The following is a 19,057-nucleotide window of genomic DNA, read 5'->3' on the forward strand; positions in this document are numbered from 1 at the left end:
GGCGCCTTGACCTCAGCTAGCGGCCAGATGAGGGAATAAGTAAAGTTTAATGCCTTTACATTGTGCATAAGGAACTCAAATATAGGCGGCATGAAAGGTCTCTCGCTTCGCCAGCTCTCGGCCGTGCTCGCCGTCCATCGGACCGGCAGGATCGTCAACGCCGCCAGTGACTTGGGTCTGACCCAGCCGGCCGTTTCGCTGCAGATCCAGGAGGCGGAGCGGATCGCCGGAACACCGCTGTTCGAGCGCACCCGGGATGGCCTGCGTCCCACTGCCGCAGGATCGGCGATGATCGAGGCGGCGCAGGACATCGACGAGACGCTGCGCCGCCTCGACGACGAGATCGCCGCCATCCGCGGCGGGCGCCGGGGCCGGCTGCGCCTCGGCGTGGTGTCGACGGCAAAGTACTTCGCCCCTGCCATCATGGCGGCGTTCATGAAGCTGCACCCCGAGCTCGAGATCAGCCTGTGGGTGGGCAACCGCGACGAGACGATCGCCAGCCTCGAGGCCCAGCGCATCGACGTCGCCCTGATGGGACGCCCACCGCGGGAATTCCCGGTCCGGGCCACCCAGATCGGCGAACATCCCTTCGTGATCATCGCGGCAACGGACCACCCGCTGGTCGGTCAGCCGGCCGTGCGCAAGCAGCGCATCGCCGACGAGGAGTTTCTCGTCAGGGAGCGAGGCTCGGGCACCCGCACCGCGCTGGACATCTTCCTCTCCGAGATTCCCGGCCGGATCGAAAACATCGGCGTCGAGCTGGGATCGAACGAGACCATCAAGCAGGCGGTCATGGCCGGGCTGGGGGTGGCGCTGATCTCCGCCCACACCATCGCCCAGGAGATCGAGTTCGGCCGGCTCGCCATCCTCGACGTCGAGGGCCTGCCCATCATCCGCAACTGGTTCTCGGTGTCGCGCGCGGACCGGACGCCCAGCCCGGCGATGGTCGCCTTCGAGGCCTTCCTGCGCGAACATGGCCGCTCGTTCCTGCCCGACGTGGCGTCATGACGCTGAGTCTTCACCATCCTCCCGCCAGGGGTGTTGACCGATCGCGACGCGCCCGCTACTCACCCCCTGCGGCAGTCCTTTGAGCATTTGTGCAGTATTTGTAGGTGCGAGTGTCTGTCCGCCCTGGCGTTTCGGTCGTCCTGCCGACCTTCAATTCCGGATCTCTGCTCGCCCCCTGCATCGAGAGCATCCTGGGCCAGGGCTACCGAGATCTCGAGTTCGTCATTGTCGATGACGGATCGACCGACGGCACCTTCGAACGCCTGGCCGACCACGCCCGCCGCGACAGCCGCATCGTGTTGGTGGCCGAGGGGCATGGCGGCATCTCGCGGGCGCTGAACCTCGGCATCGAGCGAGCGACGGCGCCGCTCGTTGCCATCATGAACCATGACGACATTTCCCGGCCCGACCGGCTCGAACGGCAGGTCGCCTTCTTTGCCGACCACCCCGAGGTCGCGGCCGCCGGCGGCGCCATGCAGTATATCGACACGGCCGGCAACGCTTTGGGGTTCGCCCACTACCCTACCGACGCCAAAGCGATGAGCGAGGCGCTATTTGCCGGCTGGCAACCGGTCGGACACCCGACCCTGATGTTCCGCCGCGAGGCGGTGCGGGCACTGGGCGGCTACCGCGACTACTATGCCTACGCCGAGGACTACGACCTGCTGCTGCGCCTCGCCGAACGCCACCCGCTCGGCAACCTGCCGGACGTGCTGCTGGACTACCGGCTGCACGACAACACCACCACCAGGCAGCGACCCGAGCAGGAACTCGCGGCCCGCTATGCCCTGTTTGCCTCGCGCCAGCGCCGCGCCGGACGCCCCGACCCGACCCCCGCCGTTGGGCGCGCCGACCTGGCGGACCTCGCCCGCTTCGAGATCGCCACCGAGGATCGGACAGACCTGTTCGTCAGGCTGGCCGATGCCGCACTCTGGGCCGCGAGCGGCACCGGCAACCTGCAACGGCTGTCCGAGGCGGAACGCCATGTCGCGCAGGCCGCCGCTATGGGGGCTTCGGGCACCGACGAGAAACTCGAGCAGATTGCCGCCGCCTGGCGCGGAGCGGGGCGCGCCGCGCGAGCGCGCCGGGTGCAGATTGCGGCGGCGTTCTCCCGAGGGACGCGGCAACTGCGCCGCCTGCCCCAGGGGCTCGCAACACGCGGCCGCCGGCGCCGCGAGGAAGCGGAGGCGTTCCGCTGGCTGCTCCACTGCACCGGCAGTGGCGAGGAAACGGCGACAGCGGGCGCCGCCCCGACGCCGGCTGTCGGACAGGCCCTGGTGTCGCAGGCCTACTGGCACGGCGCCCTGGCCGCGGTGATCGCCAGGTTTCCCCCGTTTGCCGCCAACGAGGCGCCGTTTGCCCCGCTGAAGGCCGAGGCCGTGCGCCGGTCGCGCGAGGCGACGGCGCTGTCGCTGATGCTGCACGACGTGGCCGCCGATCTGGGCGGCAAGCTCGGCGGACTGCCGGCCATGGTGATCAAGGGTCCCGCCTTCAGCGCCCTCTATGGCGGCGTTGGGCAACGCACCTTCACCGACCTCGACCTGCTCGTCGATCCCGCGGCGCGCGAGGCGCTCGACGGCGTGCTGCGCCGGGCCGGCTTCGTCCTCGCCGAGAGCAACCCGGCGGCAGGCGAGTGGAAATGGCTGCGTCGCGACAATGCTGCCGTGATGGTCGAGGTCCAGACGGACCTGGTGCACATGCCGGAACAGCGCCGCGCGCTGTCGCTCGACTACGCCGGCCTCACCGCCGGTGATGCGTCGCGGGCAACGATCAACCTGCTGGTCGCCGTCGTCCATGCCAGCATGCACCAGTTCGAGCGGCTGCGGCACCTGACCGACGTCCGGCAGGCGGCGCGGGCCCTGACCTCGGATGTCGAGGTCGCACAGTTCGCCGCGCTGGCGGCGAGGACCGGCGCGACGCTGGCGGCGCGCACCGCCCTGCGGCTGGCCGGCGGGCTCTATGACGAACCCCGCTGCAATGCGATCCTGAAAGCCCTGCCGCAGCATCCACTCTCGCCGCTGGCGGCGCTGCTGATCACACCGCGCCAGCTGCGGCGCGGCGCGTTCGGACAGGGCGACACCCGTACCTGGCGCCAGAAGCTGTTCTGGCGCCTGCTCGCCATTCCCATCCCTCCTGGAGTTTCCGGTGCTCGATCTCGGTAGCATTCCCGTGCGCAGTCCTACCCACCATGTGCAGGACATGGGCGGCGAGCAGGTCGTCTATGGCCAGGCCCGGGCCACGGCCTACTTTCTCAACGAGACTGCCGCGATGATCCTGTACCTGTGCGACGGGCAGCGCACGGTGGGCGACGTCGTCGATCTGCTCGCCGGGGCCTATCCCGAAGCATCCGAGCAGGTGCGCGCGGACGTGCTCTCGAGCATCGGCAACCTGGTGGCCGAGGGCGTGATCAACATCGGGTCAGCCGGCAGCGGCAAGGCGGCGTGAGCGCGCCGCCCCGATCGGCACGCCGGCCATCTGCAGCTCGCGCCAGGCATCGGCGATCAGCCGGTCGGCCTCGCTCTGGCCCAGCAGTTCGCGGAAGTGCTGCGTCATCTCCTCGGCGGGCAGCCCCAGCTCGTTGAAGCCGGCGATGATGTTGAACACCCGATCCTCCCAGCGATTGGGATAGGAGACGCCGCGCGGCCGCGGGAAGCGGTGCAGCCAGCGGAAGAACGGCAGGCAGAGGGTGCGCGCTCCACCCTGCCGGAATTTCTCGTGGATATAGCCTTCCTCGGCGCCGAAACCGCGGAACATCCGGTTGTAGCCGGGCCAGGCGTCGCGGCGGCAGGCCAGCGCGCCGACGCCCTGCATGGGGATGTCGAAGGGCTCGGCGTCCGGATCGGCGCCGCGCGGATCGGTCGCCCAGCGCCCCCACATACCGCCATGCCACTCGGGCTCGAAATGCGTCGAGATGCCCGAAAGGTTGTCATAGATCAGCGGTCCCTGCAGCAGGTCGCGCGTCTGCGGGTGGGCGTCGAAATAGGCCATCAGCCGGCCGATCGAACCGGGCACGAACATCACGTGGCAATCCATGCAGATCACGTATTCGCCGACCGCGAGGTCGAACACCGAATCGCGCACGATGGTGCCGCGCCGCTCGAGGAACGGCACGTAGCGGTAGTTGGGAATGCCGGTCTCGAGGTCCTTGAGCGCCTGCGCCGCGATGCCGTCGGGATTGTTGTCGATGACGAGGATCTCGGCATCCCCGATCGCCTCGCCATGGAACATCCTGAGCGCCTGGACGCTGAAATAGACGCCGTCGAAATCGTCGTAGGTGGTCATCGCGACGGTGAGCCTGCGCGGCCTGCCGGCCGGCGTCGCGGCCGGAACCGGGCGTGGCGCGGCCGGCACCGACGTCGCGGTGGGCGCGGCTCCCCCCAGCTGCAGCAGGCTCGCCGCGACATCGGCCCCGACCTTTCCTTCGAGCGCGAGGCGCGCCAGCGTCTCGAAGGCGCCGTCGAGCTGATCGAAATGGCTGTAGGTCACCTCGAGGCAGAGCGCACCGGCCATCGCCGTCGAAATGGCGTTGAGCCCGCCGTCGACGAAGTTCCGCGCATTGAGGTTGCAGGCCATCAGCCGGAAGCCGGCCTGTGCCGGGCGTAGGGCCCGCACGGTGAGTGCCGCGCCCGCCTCGAAGTGCGGCAACAGGACCAGCCGGACGGCGGACGGCGGGGTTCCCGCCGGCGCGTCGGTGTCATAGGCGACGCCGCCGGCCATCGCCACCTGCCGCTTGCCGCGAAAGGGCGGTAGCTCGGCGAGAATGGCGGTGGTCCCTGCCTTGCCGACCAGCGCCCGCCGCAAGGGCACCAGCTCGCGCCCGCCCGCGGCGAGGACCACCAGTTCGTCCGTCCACAGCCGCAAGCCCCGCGAGGCCAGCCAGGCAGCGAGCGAGGACTTGCCGGCGCCGGTCGGCCCCGCGATCAGCGCCGCGCCATCGCCGAGCGAGACCAGCCCGGCATGCAGCGCCGGATCCGAGCCGACCTCGCCGATGAGGCCGCGGATCACCCGGTCGACGACATGGGTCAGCAGCGACGGCCGGTCGAGCCCGACGAGGGGATCGCCCAGCCCCTCGAGCCCGTAGCGGTCGCTCCCCGAGGCCGTCAGCCTGAGGTCGGCCGCGCCTTCCGGGTCGATCGGCTGCAGGTCGCCGAGGATGAGGCGGAGATCGGCCGAAAGCTCTTCGGGATGGGCGATGCTGACGCTGCGTCCATTGAGGCTGATGCTGCCGCGGGACATGGCTGGGGCTACTCCAACTACACTCGGAACCCGCCGGTCCGGGGTCCGCGGTCCCGGGGTCGGCAGGCGACGGGACTGCCCGTCAGGATGGCTCTATGGGTTTGGCAAGGCGTCGCTTGGGCACGTGCGTCTCGGGCACCGGCCCATCGGGGTCGAAGCTGCCGCGCAGGTAGAAGCGCTGCCAGGCCTGCTTCAGCGCCTCCGGCTCGCCGGCAGCGAGACGGGCCACGAAGGCGCTGCGCGAGGCGCCCCAGGCCTCGTACTCGGCCTCGAGGACGGGGTCGGACGAGAGCGGCTTGACCACCGGGGTGATGGCATCGAGGGCCACGTGCTCGATCGGGGTCAAAAAGCAGAACGGGTCGCCCTTCATGAACATCACCGAACCAGGGCGGGTGAACTGCCAGTTCATGGTGAAGGTGAACGGCATCCAGTCGGTCTCGACGAGCCCGTCGAGCGGCGCGATGCCGTCACGCAGGAGGTTGGGCGAGCCGCGCACCTGCAGTGCCCAGCCCGGATCGGTGCGAAAGATGTAGCCGGGATGAAAGGTCAGGATGCCATAGTGGAAGTGCGATGCGACCAGGTGGCCGAGATCGGGGTCACCGCCATCAATGGCAGTAAGGGTGATGTCCTGGGCGAGCGGGCCACCGGTCCAGGTCGCCATGAAGCTGCGCGGCGACAGCAGCTCCCAGCCGCTGGTATTGGCGACAGTCAGCGGGATGCAGCGATAGGCGAACTTGTCGAGCCGGTCCATCCAGCCGCGCTCGGGCGTCCCCGGCACCAGCGGCGGCGCATCGTCATCCAGGCGATAGGCGGTGAACCGTGTCGGCATGGTCACTCTGTCGCCGGCGCCGAGTGTGAACCTGAACGCTTGTCGTCCCTGTCGTCCAGGTCCGCCTCCGAGGCTGCGTTCGACCAACATGCTGCGCTGGCGCGCTAGACGTAGCAACTCGTCGTGCCTGGCGCCGGCATGGTCGTGGGCGGCGGCTCCGTCGTCGTCGTGGTCGTGGTCGTGGTCGTCGTCGTCGTAGTTGTTGTCGTCGTCACCGGCATGACGGTGGTCGACATTGTCGTGGTCGTCGGCATCGGGGTTGTCGGCACCGCGGTGGTGACCGGGGGGTAGGTCACCCGCCCCCTGGTGGTGGGCGGTGCCGTCTGCGCCAGCACGATGCGCGTGTCGTCGTCGAACTGCACGTTCTCGAGCGAGCCCACATCGAGGCAGCTCACCGGCGAGGACTGCGCATGCGCCGGCACCACGATCATGTCGATCACCGGCCGCGTCCACTTGCTCGGCAGCACCATGGGCGCAGCTGCGCCGCTCGCCGCAAGCATCGTCACCAACTGGCGCCGCGTCAGCTGGCGCTTGTCGTCATTGTCGTCCACATCTGCCCCCAACGCTGCGCACGTCTTGATGCACGCATACGTTCATCCCCTTAGCACGAGGAAAAGCCGCCCCGCAACGGGGCAGCGGGCTTTGACTGCCCTGCACCGGGACGCTAAGGCGTTCAGCATGAATCGCTTTTTGCCCTGGCGCCGGGACGCCCGGCCGGCCCTGTCGGTGCTCGTCGTGATCTGCGGCATGCCGCGCGAGGCGCCGCGCACACTGCTGTCGCTCACCCCGCCCTACCAGCGCGGCATCGCCGCGGCCGACTACGAGATCATCGTCGTCGATGCCGGGCGTGCGCCATCGCTGCAGGCCGGCCAACTCGAGCGATTCGGCCCGAACCTGCGGCTCGTGCGACCTCCCGCCCTCCCCGCCCCCCTCGCCGGCGCCATCAACGCCGGCCTCGGCGCAGCCCGGGGCAATGCGGTGGGCGTGCTGCTCGACGGCGCCCGGATCGCCTCCCCCGGCTTGTTGGCGATGGCATTGGCCGGCCTCGCCGCTCGCCCGGGCGCCCTCGTCACCCCGCTCGGCTGGCACCTGGGCAACGACCTGCAGCGCCATGCCGTCGCCGCCGGCTACGATGCGGCGCAAGAGGATCGGCTGCTCGAGGCGATCGGCTGGCCGGCCGACGGTTACCGACTATTCGACATCGCCGCCCCCGACGACGCGTCTCCCCCCGTCTGGCCGGGCCCGATCGAGGAAGCGAGCTTTCCGGTGCTGGCTCGGTCGCGCTGGCAGGCGCTCGGCGGGGTCGATGAGCGCTTCGGCCTGCCCACGGGCGGCTTCCTCGGCCGCGACCTGTTCCGCCGTGCCCTGGAACTGCCCCAGGCGGAACTCCTCGTGTTGCTCGGCGAGGGCACCTTCCACCAGGTGCATGGCGGCCTCGAGACCAGCGCCGACGACGCGGCGCATCATGCCCTGCTCGAAAGCTGGCACAGCCAGTACCGGACCCTGCGCGGCCGACCGCTCGCGGCTCCCAGAACCGTCCCCCTCCTGGTCTTCGGGACGCCCCGCGACGAGCCCCGCAGCAGCGCGGAAGGGCACCGGCAGCCCGGCGACATCACGGTGCCCCAGATCGACGAACTGGTCGGCCTGGCCGAGCAGGAAGCGGCCGCCGGCAGGCTCGCCGCCGGCGCCGCGGTGGCACGGGAGGCCCGCCGGCGCGCCCCGCACGATCCGGGACCGCAGGCCGTTCTCCGTCGCCTTGGACGCTGGCTGCCGAGCATCGCCGGGCTGAAGCGACCGGAGCAAGCCGGAGTCTTGCTTGCCCGTGCCGAGGGGCTGCGGCGCATCGGCCGCGACGCGGAGGCAAAGGCTGCCTTGCTCGAGGCCCTCGCGCTCGAGCCCAATCTCGTGGCCGCGCATGTGGGCCTGGCGGCGCTGCGCTTTCCGGGGCCCGACTATCTCGCCAGACTCGCCGACATCCACCGACTGCTGCGACCGGCTTGCTATCTCGAGATCGGCGTCGCCTGGGGCATGTCGCTGGCGCGGGTGCGCTCACCGACCATCGCCATCGGCATCGACCCCGCGCCGCGGCCGCAGGTACCGCTCGCAGCCGAGGTCCACATCTTCAACGAGACGAGCGATGCCTTCTTCGCCCGCGACGGGTCCCGCCCGATCACCGGTGGTCGACCGATCGACCTCGCCTTCATCGATGGGCTCCATCTGTTCGAGCAGGCGCTGCGGGACTTCATCCATGTCGAGCGCCTCTGCGCGCCCGGTTCGACCATCCTGCTGCACGATACCCTGCCGCTCGACGAGCCGACGCAGCGCCGGACGCTCGACACCGCCTTCCACAGCGGCGACGTCTGGAAGCTCGTCCTCTGCCTCGACCACTACCGGCCGGATCTCGAGATCGTCACCCTGCCCGCGGCCCCCACCGGCCTCACCCTGGTGCGCAGGCTCGACCCCGGCTCCGGGGTGCTCGCCGGGCACTACGACGAGGCCGTGGCCCGCTTCATCGATACCCCGTTCTCGTTCATCGCCGAAGACCGCTGCGACGCCCTCCGCCCCGACCCGCGTGGCCTCGAGGAGATACTGGCGGCCTCCGAGTAGGGGGGAGAGGCCATCAGGGTCCAGACAGACCCGCAACCGTCCGGCCAGCGCCACGGGTTCGCCAAGGCTGCCATCCGACACTCGCGCCGCGTGGTCGCCCGACGGGGGCGGGCATCGCGTGCTCCGGGCCGGCGCAGCGGACTAGGACAAAATTACCGTTCCCGACTAACGGCACCGAAAGACGGGGGGGCGAGTATCGCTGCATGCAGGATGACGCGGGACCGGGCAGTGCTGGTGTTGTCGGACAGGCCGGCCGAGCGCTGACGGCCTGGCTGCTGCGCATCGGGCTCGTGCGGGCGGTGCTGGTGATCGCCGGCTTCTCGGTGATCTCGTCGGTGCTGATCACCGGCGTCAGCATTCACCTGACGCTGCCGCGCATCGCCCTCGAGGAGTGGCTCTATTTCGCCATCCTGACGCCGGCGGTGATCTCGCCGCTGGTCGGGGTGGTGGTGATGTCGCTCGCCTACCGGCTGGCCGATGCACAGCGGGCGCTCGCCTCGCTGGCGCGGACCGACCCGCTCACCGGGATCGGCAATCGGCGGCACTTCATCGATAGCGCCGAGGCTTTTCTCGCCCTTGCGGCCGAGGACGCCGACCCCGTGGCGCTGCTGATGCTCGATATCGACCACTTCAAGCAGCTCAATGATCGGTACGGGCATGCCGCCGGCGACGCGGCGCTGATCGCCGTGGCGCAGTGCTGCAGCCGCCGCGCCAGCGTGCTCGGCCGCTGGGGCGGCGAGGAATTCTGCATCCTGCTGCCGGCCACCGCGATCGGCGTGGCTGCCGTTCTCGCCGAGCAGCTGCGCGAGGATATCGCCGCCCTCGCCATCCCCGCCGTGCCGGAGGGCGTGACGGTCAGCATCGGCGTCGCCGCCGCATCGGGCGAGCGGTTCGGCCTCGACGACCTGCTCAGTGCCGCCGATCGTCAGCTCTACCGGGCCAAGGCCGCGGGCCGCAATCGGGTCAGCTCGGCGCCGCCGGCGGACGGTGATCGCCCGGCCCGGCCGGCTGTCGCCGAAGCCGACCGGCCTCACGCGGCGGCGCTGACCTCGCGGATGAACGTCGCCATCAACCCGGTCATCTCCGCCGGCGGCAAGCCGTAGCGCCCGACGGCATCGGGCAGCCCCATGTTGCCGCTGATGACGAAGGCCCTGAGCCCCCCGGCCGCGAGGTGGCGCGCCTGTGCGATGCTGAGGCCGCCGACCACCTGCACCGAAACCTCCGCGCCGACCGCCTCGAACACCGCCAGTGCGGCATCGGCCAGATGGCTCGATGCCAGCAATGCGGGATCGGCCCGGCGCGCGTCGAGCTGCAGGTGCAGCCCCACTCCGTCGACGCCCGCATCGACCATTTGCCGCGCCACCTCGACGGCACGGCCGGCCGGTCCCTGATGCGGCAGGAGGATGTCGGCGAAGGCGAGGCGCGGCACGTCCGGGGCCCGCCGACGGTAGTCGTCCCGCACCGCGCAGACGCCGCGAGCACTCGCAACGCCCGCGAGGGCGAGAAAGTCGATGACGTTGCCGCCCCCCTGGTAGACGCCGGCCGCCTCGTAGGAAGCGCCATCCATGCTCTTCATGTCGGCGAGCAGCAGAGCATCCGGAAAGCGCTGCCGGAAGATCGGCACGACATTGCGCACACCCTCGGTCTTGAGCAGCGGCGTGCCCAGCTCGACCAGCGTGACCCCGGCCGCGAGCCCGGCCTCGGCCACGACCAGCCCTTGCGGCACATTGTCGGTATCGACCGAGATCTGGAAGCTGAGGCGGCTCTTCAACAGCTCGAGAACGCGCGCCGAGGCGCTCGGCACGGGTGCGGCAGGCGATGTCATCGGTAACAGGCTCCTCCGGCCGGGCGGCCGAAACCACACTCCAGCGCTCCGCCGCGGACGTCAAGTCGGCACTTCATGTCTTGGTTGCACAAGAAATAGGCGGCCTGCCAATGACTTGGGCTATTTATCTTCAACCAGAACTTAATCAAGTTCGGCAATGATATCGATTGCATTCCGGGGGACGCAAATGCGCAAACTCTCCATCAGCCACCGGCTGACACTCATCGTGCTGCTGTCGCTGCTGTCGGTGCTGTTTCTGGGCAACCTGTTCGTATCGCAGAGCCTCAAGGAGATCAGCTTCGCCGACCGCGAGCTGAGCGGCGTGGCGGTGCTGGCGCCACTGCTCGAAGACCTGTCGCGCGTCGCCCGAGGCGAGTCGCCGGCCAGGCTCGCGGACCTCGAGGCGCTGACGGCTGCGTCGCCGCAGCTCGACCTCGGCGCACAGATGACCGCGCTGCGCGGGGCGGCCGTGGCCGGACCGGCCGGCCAGGAGGTGCGCGAAGCCCTGCGCGGCATGATCGCCCGGGTCGGCGACACCTCGAACCTGATCCTCGACCCCGATCTCGACAGCTACTACGTCATGGACATCCTGCTCGGACGACTGCCCTTCGCCCTCGACAGCTCGGCGGAACTGGTCGAGGCGTTCCTCGCCGCGGCAGGCTCGGCGGTCGTCCCGGATCAGACCCGCATCGACCTCGTCGCCGGCCTCGGCGGCCTCGCCGCCAACGTCAAGGCGCTGGGCAGTTCCTACGACTCGGCGCTGTCCGGCAACAGGACCGGCCTCGTCGCCGAGCGGATGGGCGGCGTGATCGCCGCCTTCGCCGCATCCGCCGACGGACTCTACGCGGCGCTCAATGTCGGCATTACCGGCCTCGCGGCGCCCGGCGGCCGAAACCAGGATGCGGTCGCCGCGGCCCAGCGGGACTTCATCGCCGCCAGCGACGCGCTGCGCGGCCGTGCGGTCGAGACGCTGACGACGCTGCTGCAGCAGCGCATCGATCGTTTCGTCAGCACGCTGGTGCAGTCCCTGCTCTCGGCCCTGCTGCTCGTCGCCGTGGTGTTCGGCGTCACCTGGCTGTTCGCCCAGAGCATCCTGCGCAATGTCCGTCGCCTCGAGGCCGACATTCGCAGCCTCGCCGATGACGACAACGCCGAACTGAGGGCCCTGGGCGGTCGCGACGAGCTCGCCGCCATCGCCGCGGCGGTCGAGTATCTGAAGACGGTCACGGTGCAGCGGCTGAGGCAAGCGGCCACCGCGCAGAGCGCGGCGCGCGAGGCCGCCCTGCAGCTCGAGCAGCAGGCCCAGTCGGAGCGCGAGGCCAGTCTGCTCGAACAGACGAGGGCAGCGACCGAGCAGCAGCGGCTTGTCGAGGGACTGTCCCGCTCGCTCGGCCGGCTCGCCGACGGAGACCTCGACTGTCGCCTCGAGGAGGGTTTCACCGGCGAACTCGGCCGGGTGGTCGAGGCGTTCAATGCCACCGTCGAGAAGCTCGCGCAGACCATCGCCAGCATCCAGACAGCGTCGTCTGCCATCCGCTCCGCCACCTCCGAGATCCTTGCCGGCGCCAACGACCTGTCGGCGCGCAGCAGCGTCCAGGCCGAACGCCTCAAGGACACGGCCGGGCGGATCATCGCGCTCCGCGACGCCGTCGCGCAGAATTCGCAAGGGGTCGGCAAGGCCGGCCAGATCGCCTCGCGCGTGGCCGAGACCGCGCAGGACGGCCGCTCCGTCATGATCGAGGCGGACGGCGCCATGGGCGAAGCCACGGCCTCCTCGCAGAAGGTGTTCGACGTGATCAGCATGATCGACGACATCGCCTTCCAGACCAACCTGCTGGCGCTCAACGCCTCGGTCGAGGCGGCTCGCGCCGGCGATGCCGGCAAGGGCTTCGCCGTGGTGGCGATCGAAGTGCGGCGCCTGGCGCAATCGGCCGCCACCGCCTCCCAGGACGTCAAGCGGCTGATCGAGACTACCGGCCGTGACGTCGCCAATGGCGTCCGGCTGGTCTCGAGCGCCGGGGCCCTGCTCGAGAAGGTGGCGGGGCTGGCCGCCGAGTCGCAGCAGTTGATGGAAGGTCTCGCCCGCTCCAGCGCCCACCAGGCCGAGGACGTCGCCGCGGTGGCGCAGGCCGTCGACCAGCTCGACGAGATCACCCAGCACAACGCCGCGCTCGCCGAAGAGACGAACGCCGCCATCGAGCAGACCGAGACCCAGGCCGAACACCTCGCCGCCGCCGTCGGCACGTTCCAGTACCGGACAGGCGACGGCCGGCATGCGACGACGCGCGCCACCGCTCCGCTTCGGGCAAGCCAGAGACGCTGAGGCTGCGGGGGGCCGCGCCGGAGGCACGAGCCGCCGAGCCTCACGGACGCCACCCCGGCGTCCGTCCGGCGAGACGCTGCCTTGGGGCCCTCGGCGGCCGGACATGATCCCGTCTCTGCCTCACCCGGCCGGGGAGTTCCCTGGCGCCCCGGGTCGCGGCAGTGATTATTCTGATGCTCGGTATTGGATTCCCGGTATTTGAGCTTCCCCGTGGCACCTCATAGACAGGCAGATGCTGCCGGGCGTCCGGCCTCGGCATGGCCGCACAACAGCAGGGGAGCCTCCATGACGGAGGAGATGGTCAGGCCGCACGCGCCTGCCGATCGGGCGGACCGGCGGGCCCCTGCCCCGGCCGGGCAGACGGCGCCCCGGCGGCGACACCAGGAAAGCGGCTATATCCTCGGCGCGCAGGTGCTGATCGTGCTGCTGCTGATCGCCGGCATGTACGCGCTCAACGCCGTTGCCGGCAAGCTCACCATGCCGCGGCCCGATGCCGTGCTGGAACAGAGCATCAGGATGTGGTCGGACGGCACCATGCTGAGGGGGCTCGGGGAATCCCTGACGGTGGTCGGGCTGGGTTTCCTGCTCTCGGCAGCGAGCGGCATCGCCATCGGCATCCTGCTCGGAGGCTTCCGCGTCCTCGGACGCGTCTTCGATCCGTTCGTCAACGCCATGAACTCCACCCCGGGCGCCGCCTTCATCCCGCTGATCATCGTCTGGTTCGGCCTCTATACCGAGGCCAAGGTGGTGGTGGTGTGGAACGCGGCCGTCTTTCCCATCCTGATCAACACCGCGGCGGGCGTCGCCAACGCCAACCGCGACCTGGTCGAGATGGGCCAGGCCTTCGGCGCCAGGCGGGCGCGACTGTTCTGGAGCATCATGGTGCCGGACGCCCTGCCCTCGATCCTGAGCGGGCTCAGGATCGGCGCGGCGATCTGCACCGTCGGCACCGTCATCGCCGAGCTGACCATGGCCCAGTCGGGGCTCGGCGGCCTCCTTGTGACCGCCGGTAACCGCTTCCAGATGGATCGCTACTTTGCGGTGGTCATCGTCCTGATGGTGCTGGGCACGCTGATCACTGCTCTGCTGCGCCTTGCCGAACGACGCTTCGCCCGCTGGCGGCTGACCGACGGACGCTGAGATGGAGACCGCGCCCCGGCCGCTGATCTCGCTGCGGCATGTCAGCAAGTCCTTCGCCAATGGCGCCGTTCGCGCCCTCGACGACATCAGCTTCGACGTGCAGCCCGGCGAGTTCGTCAGCCTCGTCGGGCCGAGCGGCTGCGGAAAGACCACGCTGCTGCGCCTGATCAACGGGCTGATCGAGCCGGACGCGGGCACTGTCGAGGTCATGGGCGCACCGCCCAGCCCCGGCCCCGACCTCGCCATGGTGTTCCAGTCGGCGCGCCTGCTGCCGTGGCGGACCATTGCCGGCAATATCGAGTTCGCCCTCGCCCTGCGTGGCCATCCCGGGGCCGAGCAGAAGCGACGGTCCCGCGCCCTGCTCGCCGCCGTGGGCCTGCGCGATTTCGCCGAATCCTACCCGCACCAGCTGTCGGGCGGCATGCAGCAGCGCGTCGGCCTTGCCCGGGCCCTGGCGGTCGAGCCCAGTGTGCTGCTGATGGACGAGCCCTTCGCCGCCCTCGACGCCATGACGCGCGAGGTGCTGCGCGGCGAACTGCTGCAGATGTGGTCACGCCGCCGCATGGCGATCGTCTTCGTCACCCATGACATCGACGAGGCGGTGCTGCTGTCGCAGCGGATCGTGCTGCTGCGGCCGAGGCCGGGCCGGATCGACGAGATCGTCGAGGTCGACCTGCCGGAGCCCCGCTGGCAGACCGACCCGCGGGCCCTCCCCGCCTTCGCCGCCCTGCGCGCGCACCTGTGGGAACGCATCCAGGCGATGGGACGCAGCGGCCTCGAGCTCGAGGAACTGGCGCGGGCGTTTCCCGATACGGCCGGCCCCGCCTGAGACGTCTTCGGGTTCCCCAATAAGCAGCATTGGCGTTGCGTGACTGGTTGTCCGGCGGCGTGGGCAGCAATTTCCGTGCGGGAGAAAATCGGGGCAACTCGATGACGAGGATCGCTTGATGAGCCGGCCGAGGGCTGAGACGTTGACGCCCATAGGGCGGTCGGAATGGGGGATGCAGCAGGCAGCGCATCTCATCGAGCGGGCCGGCTTCGGTGGCCGGCCGGATGAGGTGGCACGCCTCGCCGCCCTGTCCCCAGAGGCCGCGGTTGCGAGCCTCGTCGACTACGCGGCCATCGATGACGGCGGCCTGCCGTCATTCGAGGAATCTGGCCTCTGGGACCCGTCCCTCAAGGACTTTCCCGTCAGCCGGCCCGCCGCGACACAACTCGCCGAACAGACCGGTTCTGCCATGGGCGTCCGCGTCAAGCCGGGCGGCAGCCGGCCGCTGCAGCCGGTCACCAACCGCTTCTTCTACTGGCTTCGCGCCACCGCGCTCGAGACGCGCCGCCTCGCCTTCTGGTGGCTCGATCGCATGCTGCGGACGCCGCGCCCGCTCGAGGAAAAGCTGACCCTGTTCTGGCATGGGCACTTCGCCACCGGCGAGGAGAAGCTGCGCGACTACCGCAAGATCGCCCTGCAGCTCGAGACGCTGCGGCGCGGCGCCTCCGGCAGCTTCGCCGATCTGCTCGTTGCCGTGTCCAAGGACCCGGCGATGCTGGTCTATCTCGATGCCTCCCAGAATGTCCGAGGCGCGCCCAACGAGAACTTCGGCCGCGAGGTCATGGAACTGTTCACCATGGGCGTCGGCCACTACAGCGAGGACGACATCCGCGAGGCGGCCCGCGCCTTCACCGGCTGGGGCAATGACGACCTGAGCTTCGTCTTCGATCGGGACAAGCACGATGACGGGGTCAAGCGGTTCCTCGGCCGCGAGGGCCGGTTCGACGGCGACGACATCCTCGCCATTATCCTCGAGCAACCGCAGACCGGCATCTACATCGCCACCAAGCTCTACCGCTTCTTTGTGCGCGAGGAGGTGTCGCCGGCCTTTGCCGAGCGGCTGGGGGCACTGCTGCGCGATGGCAACTACGCGATCGCGCCGTTCCTCAGGACGCTCTTTCTGTCGGAGGATTTCTACTGCGAGGCCTCGGTCGGCACCCACATCAAGTCGCCGACCGAACTGATCGTCTCGACCTACCGGAAACTGGGCCTCACCGCGCTGCCCGGCATCCCCGATCCGCACACGGTTGGCCGGACGCTTGGCCAGGTGCTGCTCAACCCGCCCACCGTCGCCGGCTGGGGCGAAGGTCGATCCTGGATCACCCCGGGGCTGCTGTTCGAGCGGGCCAACTTCGCCCGCGAGGTGGTGTTTCCCAACGTCATCGAGTTCGCCGACCCCAACAATGATCCGGGGGCAGAGATCCGGCGCGTCAACCGCAACATCCTCGAAGGCATGGAGATCACCGCGGCGACGCTCGAGGAGGGGGCTGCGCTCAGCTCCGCCGACGGCATCCGGGAGACCTTCAATACCCGCTATGCCAGCCTCATGGGGTACCAGGAAGCGCTGCGCCGGCTGAAGCCGATCCCCCGCGCCGCCGCGGACTTCAGCCTCGCCCGGATGGTCGGCGAGGCCGGCGCATCGACCGCCGCGGAGGCCGTCGACGCTCTGCTGCACCGCCTGCTGCGGGTTCCGCTCGCCGAGGCCGCTCGCTCGCGTCTGATTGCGACGCTGACCGAGGAACTCGGCACCGACAGGCTCGCCGAGGCCGACACCTACATGGAGCACGGCCTGCGGCTCGTCGCCCACCTGATCATGAGTTCACCCCAGTACCAGCTGGCCTGACCGGAGACCCGCCGATGGTGAAGAAGACCTCGTTGACCGCCGGCGAACGGCGCACCCTGACGCAGGCGGGCTTCGGCAGCATGGTGCTCGGCGAAGCCGGCGGCATCAGTGCCTCGCCCGTCTGGTCGAACCTTGCCGACGACCGGGCGGGCGCCAATGACCGCATCCTCGTCATCGTCGAACTGTCGGGCGGCAATGACGGGCTCAATACCGTCATCCCGCATGCCGACGACGCCTACTACCGGGCCCGCCCCCGGCTCGGCATCCGGCCGGACCGGCTGCTGCAGATCGACGACCGTTTCGGCTTCCAGAAGACGATGGCCGGCTTCGAGCGGCTCTACAAGGACGGCGAGATGGCGATCGTCCATGGCGTCGGCTACGATCAGCCGTCGTTCTCGCACTTCTCCTCGATGGCGTTCTGGCAGACCGGTGCGCCCAACAGCGGCGAGGCCTATGGCTGGCTTGGACGCATGGCCGATGCCATCGACCCGCTCGGCCACGTCACCAACCTCCTCGTCAACGTCGACGATCACCAGTCACTGGCGGTGCGCTCGATGCACCACGTCCCGCTGGTCTTCGACGATCCGGCCAAGTTCACCCGCCACATGTTCGACAGCCAGAAGGACGCGCTGGGGGCCATCGACCAGCGCGGCAATGGCAGCGCCAACCCGGCCGAGGCCTTCCTGTGCGACATCGCCGCCAGCGCCAGCAGCTCGGAGCAGCTCGTGCGTGACGCCTGGAACGATTACAGCTCGCCCATCGACTACGGACTGGTTCCGTTTGGTCTCGAGAAGGTCGCGGCACTGATCGCCGCCGACTTCCCGACCAAGGTCTACTACGTCCCCTATCGCCACAATGCCTTCGATACGCATGTCTACCAGGCCGATGTCCACGCCCGCCTGTGGTCCTACACGTCCGACCACATCGCCGCCTTCATGCGCGACATGGAACGCATCGGTCGTGGCGACGACGTCGTGCTGATGGCCTTCAGCGAATTCGGTCGCCGGGTGGCCGAGAACACCAGCATGGGCACCGATCACGGCACCGCCGGCCCCGCCTTCGTCATCGGCAAGCCGGTGCAAGGCGGTCACTATGGCGAAATGCCCAGCCTGACCGATCTCGATGACGGCAATCTCAGGTTCACCACCGACTTCCGCCGCATCTACTCCACCCTGATCGAGGGGTGGATGGGCCACGAACAGGCCGCGGCGATCCTCAAGCAGAACTTCGGGGCGATCCCGATCTTCGCCGCTCGCGACTAGCTCGGACTCCGCCGGAAACCGGCACCACCAAGGAAAGCGAACAACATGCACAGGACAATTCTACCCGTACTTGCCCTCGGCTTTGCCCTCGCGGCCTCGATCGGCGGGGCCGCCGCGCAGGACAAGCCGGCCGACATGCTGGAACTGAAGCTGGCAACGGCCGACACCGACATCAACCCCACGACCGACTCGGTGCTCAAGCTCGCCGTGCAGTTGGGGCTCTACGAGAAGCACGGGGTCAAGGTGACCATCGTCGCGCTCGAAGGCACGCCGCAGGCCGTCGCGGCCCTGAATTCCGGCGCGGTCGACATGGCCGACATCAGCATCGAGGCGGCGATCCGGCTGCGCGCCGACAGCGACCTGCCGATCCGTGGCATCGTCTCGGGCACGCTCGGGGCGCCGTTCCTGATCGCCGCGAAGTCGGAGATCGCCACGGTTGGCGACCTCGTCGGTCGCAGCTACGCCATTGCCGACAATGGCAGCCTCGACCACAGCCTGACCCAGGTGGTGCTGGCCTCGAGGGGCGTTCCGGCGGATGGCCCGAGCTACGTGCCCATCGGGGCGCCGGCGGCCCGCGTCCAGGCGCTCGCGGCCGGCAAGGTCGACGCGACCACCGTCTCCTACGGCACCTATCTCGCCATCGCCGATGCCCCCGGGATCAGCGTGCTCGTCTCGCCGGAGGATTTCTCCGCCGCCTCCCCCGGCCTGTCCAAGTTCGTTGCGACCCTCGACAGCACCATTGCCAGCAAGCCCGAGGCGCTGCAGCGCTTCGTGACGGCATTGGTCGAGGCATCGCGCTACTTCGAGGCCAATCCCGCCCAGTGGGTGGATGCGGTGACCGCCGTCCGCGACGACCTGCCGAAGGCGACGCTCGACAATACCGCCGGGTTCCTCGCCGGCCGCTGGTGCGTCAATGGCTGTCTCAACCCCGGTGAACTCGCCAAGACCGTGGCCTTCACCTATTCCAACCCCGACTTCAAGGATGTGAAGGCGGTCACCGCCGACGACATCGTCAACCGCCAGTTCGTCGATGCCGCCCTCGCGACGCTCGGCGCCGCGGACACCGGCCTCGACAAGCCCTGACAGGGCTCCGCGACGGGGCGGCCATCCGGTCGCCCCGGCAGCGGGCCTGCGATCCCGGCACGCCCGCCTGGT

The 19,057-nt window shown here is 69.5% G+C and carries 15 protein-coding genes; 11 read left to right on the plus strand and 4 right to left on the minus strand.

Going from position 1 to position 19,057, the window contains the following annotated elements:
• Nucleotides 1-90: 90 nt before the first annotated feature.
• From ACE3TU_RS01295 to ACE3TU_RS01305, 3 genes are all read left to right on the plus strand, one after another.
• Entirely contained in the window at nt 91-1,008 is a 918-nt protein-coding gene (locus tag ACE3TU_RS01295; RefSeq protein WP_374619190.1) for a LysR family transcriptional regulator, read from the plus strand.
• Between the two features lie 110 nt (nt 1,009-1,118).
• A complete protein-coding gene (locus ACE3TU_RS01300) occupies nt 1,119-3,170 on the plus strand; it encodes a glycosyltransferase (protein ID WP_374619193.1) in 2,052 nt (683 codons plus the stop codon).
• Complete coding sequence (locus ACE3TU_RS01305) at nt 3,154-3,453, plus strand: PqqD family protein (RefSeq protein WP_374619196.1); 300 nt, start codon at nt 3,154-3,156, stop codon at nt 3,451-3,453. Before ACE3TU_RS01300 ends, ACE3TU_RS01305 begins: the two co-directional genes overlap by 17 nt.
• On the opposite strand, the gene ACE3TU_RS01310 is transcribed toward ACE3TU_RS01305, so the two are convergent.
• From ACE3TU_RS01310 to ACE3TU_RS01320, 3 genes are all read right to left on the minus strand, one after another.
• Nucleotides 3,427-5,244 (minus strand): glycosyltransferase, encoded by a 1,818-nt coding sequence (locus tag ACE3TU_RS01310; protein WP_374619198.1) that lies wholly within the window; start codon nt 5,242-5,244, stop codon nt 3,427-3,429. The genes ACE3TU_RS01305 and ACE3TU_RS01310 overlap by 27 nt on opposite strands.
• Before the next feature lie 82 nt (nt 5,245-5,326).
• On the minus strand, nt 5,327-6,073 hold the full coding sequence (locus ACE3TU_RS01315) for a DUF6065 family protein (RefSeq protein ID WP_374619200.1): 747 nt from the start codon (nt 6,071-6,073) through the stop codon (nt 5,327-5,329).
• A gap of 104 nt (nt 6,074-6,177) precedes the next feature.
• Nucleotides 6,178-6,624, minus strand: a complete 447-nt coding sequence (locus tag ACE3TU_RS01320; protein ID WP_374619203.1) for a hypothetical protein — start codon at nt 6,622-6,624, stop codon at nt 6,178-6,180.
• A 127-nt stretch (nt 6,625-6,751) separates the two neighbouring features.
• On the opposite strand from ACE3TU_RS01320, the gene ACE3TU_RS01325 reads away from it, so the two are divergent.
• Complete coding sequence (locus ACE3TU_RS01325) at nt 6,752-8,680, plus strand: class I SAM-dependent methyltransferase (RefSeq protein ID WP_374619205.1); 1,929 nt, start codon at nt 6,752-6,754, stop codon at nt 8,678-8,680.
• Nucleotides 8,681-8,883: 203 nt separating this feature from the next.
• On the plus strand, nt 8,884-9,783 hold the full coding sequence (locus ACE3TU_RS01330; RefSeq protein WP_374619208.1) for a GGDEF domain-containing protein: 900 nt from the start codon (nt 8,884-8,886) through the stop codon (nt 9,781-9,783).
• On the opposite strand, the gene ACE3TU_RS01335 is transcribed toward ACE3TU_RS01330, so the two are convergent.
• On the minus strand, nt 9,711-10,505 hold the full coding sequence (locus tag ACE3TU_RS01335; protein ID WP_374619211.1) for an orotidine 5'-phosphate decarboxylase / HUMPS family protein: 795 nt from the start codon (nt 10,503-10,505) through the stop codon (nt 9,711-9,713). The two genes, ACE3TU_RS01330 and ACE3TU_RS01335, sit on opposite strands and share 73 nt — an antisense overlap.
• A 187-nt stretch (nt 10,506-10,692) precedes the next feature.
• On the opposite strand from ACE3TU_RS01335, the gene ACE3TU_RS01340 reads away from it, so the two are divergent.
• From ACE3TU_RS01340 to ACE3TU_RS01365, 6 genes are all read left to right on the plus strand, one after another.
• A complete protein-coding gene (locus ACE3TU_RS01340) occupies nt 10,693-12,828 on the plus strand; it encodes a methyl-accepting chemotaxis protein (RefSeq protein WP_374619213.1) in 2,136 nt (711 codons plus the stop codon).
• Nucleotides 12,829-13,113: 285 nt separating this feature from the next.
• On the plus strand, nt 13,114-13,968 hold the full coding sequence (locus ACE3TU_RS01345) for an ABC transporter permease (RefSeq protein WP_374619215.1): 855 nt from the start codon (nt 13,114-13,116) through the stop codon (nt 13,966-13,968).
• A 1-nt stretch (nt 13,969) separates the two neighbouring features.
• A complete protein-coding gene (locus tag ACE3TU_RS01350) occupies nt 13,970-14,797 on the plus strand; it encodes an ABC transporter ATP-binding protein (RefSeq protein WP_374619217.1) in 828 nt (275 codons plus the stop codon).
• A 172-nt stretch (nt 14,798-14,969) separates the two neighbouring features.
• On the plus strand, nt 14,970-16,640 hold the full coding sequence (locus ACE3TU_RS01355) for a DUF1800 family protein (RefSeq protein WP_374619220.1): 1,671 nt from the start codon (nt 14,970-14,972) through the stop codon (nt 16,638-16,640).
• A 14-nt stretch (nt 16,641-16,654) separates the two neighbouring features.
• The gene (locus ACE3TU_RS01360) at nt 16,655-17,902 is read left to right on the plus strand and encodes a DUF1501 domain-containing protein (RefSeq protein ID WP_374619222.1); all 1,248 of its coding nucleotides are present in this window, start codon (nt 16,655-16,657) and stop codon (nt 17,900-17,902) included.
• A 45-nt stretch (nt 17,903-17,947) separates the two neighbouring features.
• Nucleotides 17,948-18,985 carry an ABC transporter substrate-binding protein gene (locus ACE3TU_RS01365; protein ID WP_374619225.1) on the plus strand — a complete coding sequence of 346 codons (1,038 nt, stop codon included), beginning with the start codon at nt 17,948-17,950 and terminating at the stop codon, nt 18,983-18,985.
• The last annotated feature ends 72 nt before the right edge of the window (nt 18,986-19,057 follow it).

The organism is Devosia sp., from assembly GCF_041917035.1.
In the GTDB taxonomy this organism is placed as follows: Bacteria; Pseudomonadota; Alphaproteobacteria; order Rhizobiales; family Devosiaceae; genus Devosia_A.